Source organism: Gracilibacillus orientalis, from assembly GCF_900114645.1.
Taxonomy (GTDB): Bacteria; Bacillota; Bacilli; order Bacillales; family Amphibacillaceae; genus Gracilibacillus; species Gracilibacillus orientalis.
Genome location: NZ_FOTR01000026.1, coordinates 1 through 6,983, shown reverse-complemented (window position 1 = coordinate 6,983; position 6,983 = coordinate 1). Strand labels below are relative to the sequence as shown.

General features: G+C 36.6%; 9 protein-coding genes. All 9 read right to left on the bottom strand.

Annotation, left to right across the window (positions count from 1 at the left end; all coding sequences use genetic code 11):
• Nucleotides 1-195: 195 nt before the first annotated feature.
• The 9 genes from yabA to BM121_RS21600 all read right to left on the bottom strand — a co-directional run bounded on the left by yabA (nt 196) and on the right by BM121_RS21600 (nt 6,789).
• A complete protein-coding gene (yabA, locus tag BM121_RS21640) occupies nt 196-537 on the bottom strand; it encodes a DNA replication initiation control protein YabA (protein WP_091486868.1) in 342 nt (113 codons plus the stop codon).
• 14 nt (nt 538-551) lie between these two features.
• Nucleotides 552-1,379 carry a PSP1 domain-containing protein gene (locus BM121_RS21635; RefSeq protein ID WP_091486865.1) on the bottom strand — a complete coding sequence of 276 codons (828 nt, stop codon included), beginning with the start codon at nt 1,377-1,379 and terminating at the stop codon, nt 552-554.
• Between the two features lie 11 nt (nt 1,380-1,390).
• Nucleotides 1,391-2,374, bottom strand: a complete 984-nt coding sequence (gene holB / locus BM121_RS21630; protein WP_091486863.1) for a DNA polymerase III subunit delta' — start codon at nt 2,372-2,374, stop codon at nt 1,391-1,393.
• 95 nt (nt 2,375-2,469) lie between these two features.
• Nucleotides 2,470-2,910, bottom strand: a complete 441-nt coding sequence (locus BM121_RS21625) for a YaaR family protein (protein ID WP_091486860.1) — start codon at nt 2,908-2,910, stop codon at nt 2,470-2,472.
• A gap of 19 nt (nt 2,911-2,929) precedes the next feature.
• Nucleotides 2,930-3,259 (bottom strand): cyclic-di-AMP receptor, encoded by a 330-nt coding sequence (locus BM121_RS21620; RefSeq protein ID WP_091486857.1) that lies wholly within the window; start codon nt 3,257-3,259, stop codon nt 2,930-2,932.
• Nucleotides 3,260-3,377: 118 nt separating this feature from the next.
• Nucleotides 3,378-4,004: a dTMP kinase gene (tmk, locus tag BM121_RS21615; protein ID WP_091486855.1), complete on the bottom strand. Its 627-nt coding sequence runs from the start codon at nt 4,002-4,004 to the stop codon at nt 3,378-3,380.
• A complete protein-coding gene (locus BM121_RS21610) occupies nt 4,001-5,437 on the bottom strand; it encodes an aminotransferase class I/II-fold pyridoxal phosphate-dependent enzyme (protein ID WP_091486852.1) in 1,437 nt (478 codons plus the stop codon). The genes tmk and BM121_RS21610 overlap by 4 nt, the downstream gene beginning before the upstream one ends.
• 304 nt (nt 5,438-5,741) lie before the next feature.
• Nucleotides 5,742-5,927: a sigma factor G inhibitor Gin gene (locus BM121_RS21605; protein ID WP_091486849.1), complete on the bottom strand. Its 186-nt coding sequence runs from the start codon at nt 5,925-5,927 to the stop codon at nt 5,742-5,744.
• 106 nt (nt 5,928-6,033) lie between these two features.
• Nucleotides 6,034-6,789 carry a class I SAM-dependent methyltransferase gene (locus tag BM121_RS21600; RefSeq protein WP_091486846.1) on the bottom strand — a complete coding sequence of 252 codons (756 nt, stop codon included), beginning with the start codon at nt 6,787-6,789 and terminating at the stop codon, nt 6,034-6,036.
• Between the last annotated feature and the right edge of the window lie 194 nt (nt 6,790-6,983).

Here is a 6,983-nt window from a genome sequence, read left to right as displayed (position 1 = left end):
TCCGAGGAGGCTAAGGCCGTGCCCATGGAAAGCGCAGTATTCTGCCGGAGCGAATGACAACACTTCTCAAAAAAAGAATGGAACAACGCAAAGCCATGTCCAGTTACTTCGTAGTTTATGTATTTTGTTCATATTTTTTCTGCTTTATTTCTAAAGCAAAGGCTGACACTATATTATGTCAGCCTTTGCTTTGGTTTATTTAGTTTTGTTTAGGAAAAGTAAGCAGAAGAGGCAGTCGCCTTCTTGTCTTGGGCTTCCGAAATGTACGTTACAAATATGAAAACCTTCTTCATAGAGTCTTGCTAAATTATCGTACCCTTCACCAATTGCTGCTTCATCACCGTCTTGTTCATTTTGATCTGAACTTTCGGATTCATTGTCCAATCGTTGTCTGAGGTGATGATTTTCCATTTCTATCCGGTTATTTTCTTCCAGCATTTCGCCTAACTGCTGTTTCAAATCCCCTAATTGCTGATATAATTGGCCAATTTGCTCTTCCATATCAGAAACTTGTTCAAATAGTTCTTTTTTCTTCACGCACTTCCACCCCATTATTCTGTGGCCTGGGTATTAATAACTCCTTCATCTATAAGCTCATCTAATGTATATTCAATCACTCGTTCCTTTTCAGGAATTTCGACTTGAATAAGGCGTTCCAAGATATTGAGTCCGACTACCTTTCCATGACCATAAGCTGTTGTAATTTTTTCACCAAGGTCTGGTAATTCTTTTTTAGCTGTTTCATAATCATCATTCTCATACTTCAAGCAACACATTAAGCGGCCACATAGACCTGAAATCTTAGACGGATTTAAGGAAAGATTTTGATCCTTTGCCATTTTAATCGATACTGGCTCAAAATCACCTAAAAATGTGGAACAGCAAAGCATACGACCACACGGACCAATCCCGCCTAACAGCTTCGCTTCGTCTCTTACTCCGATCTGACGCAATTCAATACGTGTTTTGAATACAGATGCTAGATCTTTTACTAAATTACGAAAGTCCACTCTACCATCAGCTGTAAAATAGAAAATGACTTTATTACGATCAAATGTATATTCTACATCGACTAAATTCATTTCCAAGTCATGTTCCTTTATTTTTTCCTGACATGTTTGATAAGCTTCTTCCGCAGTTTCCTTATTCTCCACGACAATCAATTTATCTTTGTCGTTGGCAATACGGATTACTTTCCTAAGGGGAAGAACAACATCTTCTTCATCCACCTGTTTATTCGCCACAACAACCTTACCAAACTCTACTCCTCTGACAGTCTCCACAATGACATATTCATCTGTTTTGACTTTAAAGTCCTCTGGATTAAAATAATATATTTTACCCGCTTTCTTAAAACGGACACCTATAACTTCTATCAAAAATATCACCTCTATATTCGAAGTGTTAATTGCTCCAATACTAACTGTGGATGCACATTTTGTTCTAATTTTCTTTTAGCATCCATAATATATTGTAAAGTATCAGTCGTATTGCTCAAAGACCAATACATAGATGCTTCTTCTAACTTATTATGGTGATGAGCAAACACTATCGCCGAAGGTTCGTCTAGATGATAATGAACAATATCTCTGAACCATAATAATAATAAATCGAGACCTTCATGCAACTGTGTACGTTCTTTAAAATGTGGCATCCACTGCGTATGCACAAATATTGGCACTTCGTCTGAATTATGTTGAAGCATTTCAACTAATTGTACCACTAATTTTCGTGACTGTGCAAACCAGGTATCCTTACTCTTCTCGATTGCTTCTGTTAAATTATTGGTTATATGAGTCATTAATCGGGCGTTTGCCTCTGTTAAACCTTCTCTTTGTAAACTTTGTTCTAATTGCTGAGGATTTAACGGTTTAAAGGCAATCATTTGGCACCTAGAGCGAATAGTAGACAGCATAGCATGACTATTCTCTGTTAATAAAATAGCGGTTGTTTGCTGGCTAGGCTCTTCTAAAAATTTCAGCAAGCGATTGGAGGCATTATCGGTCATTTTTTCCGCTTGTGATATAATATATACTTTTTTATTGGATTCAAGTCCAGTGTACATAAATTCTTTTTGTAAATGTAAAATTTGTTCTTTCTTAATACTTGCCCCATCCGGGATGATAATATGTAAATCAGGATGATTTCCACTTTTAATCCGGCGACAATCACTGCACTGATGACACGGGTCGATAGTTGTTCGTTCTTTGCAAAAGATAGTCATTGCCAAAAGGAGTGCAAGTTCATACTTTCCTGTCCCTTTATCACCGTGGAATAAATAGGCGTGAGATATTCTTGATTTTGTGATACTGTTCATCACCATTTTACTGACAACAGCTTGTTTTTCCAACATGTCCGCCCATACAGTGTCCATTTTATTGCCTACTTTCCTCTTTTTATTGAGATTTGAATAAAGATTAAGAAGTAAAGAAGAGGATGGATTAGTTTGCTAATCTATCCTCTGTTTGCTCACGTATATAAGTTAATGAGGAGTCCTTTTATTTCTCCAATTATATCTAAAATTTGAATGGAGTTTTTTTCCTGATCCATAACCGTGTCTGTTAATTCTACTAATTTTTCATCGACTTCTTCTACAATAGTTAATCGGCGGTTATCTCCATCTAACATAAAGCTATGAGACTGTTTTAACGCCATTCCATAGTCTACTGCTTCTTTGACAAAACGCTTTACCATTCTTTTGTACGTAGCGAAATCTTTAAAAGAACGAAGACGAGCAATTTTTTGGCCCTGAGCAGTCAATTCACTCATTAATTTTTGCAGCTCGGCTTGTTTTAATTGCGTTGATTGCTGGCTTACCATCGTATCAAACCGTTGTGATGGTGGCCTTGATTGCTGATCCTTTTTGTTCAGTGCATCGAGTTGTGTTCGCATTTCTTGGCTAATTTTCATAACTGGTGAAACCTACCTTTTAAAATTGATGAAAAGCATCGACTGGAACGATAAATACTGTTGCTCCACCAACTTCTACATTGACTGGTCGTGGAATATAAGAATCTGCATTCCCACCCATTGGAGAAACAGGTGAAACTAATTGCTCTCGCTGGCTACAATTATCACGTATGATTTCTAGTCCATCATCCACATGTTCATCTTCGCAACCAATCATTAGTGTCGTATTGCCTTCCTTTAGGAACCCACCTGTAGTTGATAATTTCGTCGTTTTAAATTGGTTTTCTCCAAGTGCATCAATCAAACGATTACTATCCTTATCTTGCACAACAGCCATAATTAATTTCACAATTTCCGCCTCCTTTTTTATTTCACCCTGTTTTAAAGTAAAACTTGGTTTTCTTCATCCTCACTTATACTGTTTTGATTCCTCTTAGGGTTGAAGTGAGGGTCTTATAGAAGATTGTTCACCGTGATAAATATGCTTTAATCTGTTTATATGATTGCTCTTCTACTTCTATTATATCAAAATTTGCGTTAATTCTCTCGATACGGTCAGGAAATTTTACAAGTAATTGTTGATAAGCTTCGTACACCTTTTGATGAAAGGATAAAGATTCTAAATCTAACCTATTTTGCTCCCTTTCCGTATTTTTATTAATTCGTTTTAATCCTTCTTCAGGAAGTATATCAAAAAATAAAGTAAGATCAGGCATCTGGTCTGCGATAGCAAATTGATTAATTTGAAAAACTTCCTCGACACCAAGACCACGAGCTGCACCTTGATAAGCAAGGCTGCTATCTACAAAACGATCACACAGTACAATTTTACCTTCTTGCAATGCAGGCTCTACTTTCTCCACTAAATGTTGCCTTCTTGCGGCAGCGTATAGTAGTGCCTCTGTTCGAGCATCCATCATCGTATTTTTTGTATCTAAAATGATATCGCGAATTCTTTCTGCAATTGGGATACCACCTGGCTCTCTTGTATTGATGACTTGATATCCTTCTTCTGTTAAGCGTTGTGCCAGCCGGTTTAAAATAGTCGTTTTACCAGCACCCTCGCCACCTTCAAATGTTATAAACACGTTCATTCTCCTTCTGTTACATCATATATATATAAACCTTTTTCTCTATTGCTTGGTTGAAAGTTCATTTTCTGTTCAAATAATTCTTTAATCTTTTTTACTGTTGTTTCTCTAATTTCCTCGCCTTTTGCAATGAAGGGAATCCCCGGTGGATATGGTAAAATTGCCTCTGCAGCAATTTTACCAATTGCATCATCCCACCTGCACCACTCTAGCTTTTGGTGTTGCATATCTGCATAAGACAAAACTAATGGAGTAATATCTTCATTAAAGTAATGATATTTATCTTCTATTGTAGCACGCTTAAAGGAAAAAATTAATTTATCAGTAATTCTCTTTACTTTTTCTTTTAAAATTACTGGGTCAATTGTCGGCTCTAATCCCAAGATAAATAGTATATGTTTATCTGTTGTCAATTCTGGATAAAGCTTTTCTCCTTCAAATAGTTGTTTTACATACTGACTGCTTACTCCCTCTTTGACTCGCAAACACAATTTTAATGGATCATTACTCTGTTCCAAGATCCAATCATCAGAATCAATAAAACAATTACGCACTTTTTCTGTATAAGTAAATAGCTCCTCACTTTGTTCTCGTGTATAAGTAGCTAAATAATAACGAGCTAAGTCTAAACTGGCCATAATGGGGTACGATGGACTGCTTGACTGCAACATTTGCAAGTAATAACTTAGTTTCTGCCTGTCTACTCGACTGGTTTGTACGTGAAGATAGGCTGCCATAGTTAAAGCTGGTGTCATCTTATGCGCGGAATGAACAACGATATCTGCTCCCAGCTTTACAGCAGATGATACCGATAAGTATGGTAATGAAAAATGACAGCCATGCGCTTCATCGACCAAAACAGTTATATGACAAGAATGAGCGAAATCGATTACTTCTTTTAATGGAAAAGTGTCCCCGAAATAATCTGGATAGGTAAGGATAATTGCTTTCGCCGCTCTATATGTATCTATAGCCCTCTTCATCGTTGCTACAGAAGGTTCTCTATATCTCTGATAACTTTTGTCATATGTAGGAGGCAGAAAAATTGGCTGAACTCCCGCTAATTCCATGCCATGCAAAATTGATTTATGACAATTCCGTTGTACAAGTACTTGATCACCTGGATCACATGTTGCTAATATCATTGCTAAATTTCCTACAGTACTGCCGTTCACTAAGAAATATGTATAGTTGGATTGAAACCAGTCAGCAGCTAATTCCTGTGCCTCTTGAATAACACCCTCTGGTGCATGTAAATCATCTAATCCATCCAATTCTGTTAGATCCATTTGCAAAAAAGGTTGAAATTGTTTTTTTGCCTTCGAGCCAAATATCTCCCCATTTTTATGGCCCGGAACATGGAATGATACATTGTTGTTATCTTTAAAATCTTTTATCGCTTGATAGAGTGGTGTTTGATTTTGCTTGTTAGCCATGTTACTGCCTCTCTTTAACAAATGATGAACTCAAATTTCCGAAATTTCTAGCATTATTATTTGTCTTTATTACCTAATAAGAATAGCTTAGTGCGCCAGCCTCCTAGAAACGTAGCTACTTCAGAATCAACAGAGATAATGAAATCACAGTGAGCAAATGACGCGATGATGACTTTCGCCCAAGGGCATAAGAGCAATTCGTGAAATCGCCTAGTCTTTTGGTGTTCGGAGCTAGACAACCGCGCACATTTTATCCTTTCTTATTCTAATAAAAAAATAAATGGAATCACTAGTTGTGACTCCATTATATAGTATAAGAAGATTGATTGATAGCACGTATTTTTTCTACGTAATATTGATAATTTTCATCTTTGGGACTTGTGGAAATGATTTTTTTCTCACATTCCTCACAAATATAAAGTTGATATAAAAAAATACCGTCTTCCTTTGTTTGATTACATATACCACAAATATGAATACTATTCCCCATATGCCACACCTCCATTAATTAGTATGGCCAATCTAGTAAATGATATACAAAGAATAGTAGATTTTTTTACTTCGACAATTTTAACGTTTTTTCACGTGAAACATTTTTATTTTTTATATCCAATCACTTGAATTCGACAGTAATCTGCAAGCCATTGATGATCTCGATACAAAGTTGGTTTTAACACCTGTTCCACATGCTCTCCTAATTGGTCCTTTTCCGTCTCACTCAAATGAGCTAACATACCTGCAGCAAACATAAAGATCCAATTCTTTAATCCGTCTTCTCCATCTAATGGGGTTGGTCTAGTGAAATATTTTGCATAACTAACCGTGAATCCAACTTCCTCCATTAACGAGGTATACTCTCCTATACTTGGAAAATACCATGGTTCCTCTAAATCAGCATACGTTGGAAATAGTTTGTGATAGGACGCTTGAATGGCCTGTCTAATGTGCTGTACATTACCTTTACCACCAAATTCAACAACTATTCTTCCATCTTTATGTAAGCTTTGATATAACTTCTCTAAAGCCTTCTTTGGTTTCGTTACCCAGTGCAATGTAGCATTGGAAAAAACAGCATCAAATTCATTGTTGAAATTCATATCATATATATCCATTGTATGAAAACGAAGGTTTGGATACTTTTTTTGGGCTTCTTGTATCATATTAGATGAACGATCTACCCCTGTAATATTTGTACCACTTTTTTCTATTTCATTCGCAAGGTCACCAGTGCCACAACCGACATCGAGTATCCTCTCTCCTTCCTCTGGAGAAAGTAAATTCATTATATCTTTACCAAAATTCGATACAAACCTATGTCTATCATCATACATAGCAGAAGACCAAAAATCCATAAAATCTCTCCATACCTTTTCACATATTATATACTATATTTTTACATCCGTCATTCCTTTATACACGTTCTTACCTATACCAAAAAAACTCCCTAGTCTTATGACTAAGAAGTTTTTCAATTGCCTGGCAACGTCCTACTCTCGCAGGGGCGCGAGCCCCAACTACCATGGGCGCTGGAGAGCTTAACTACTGT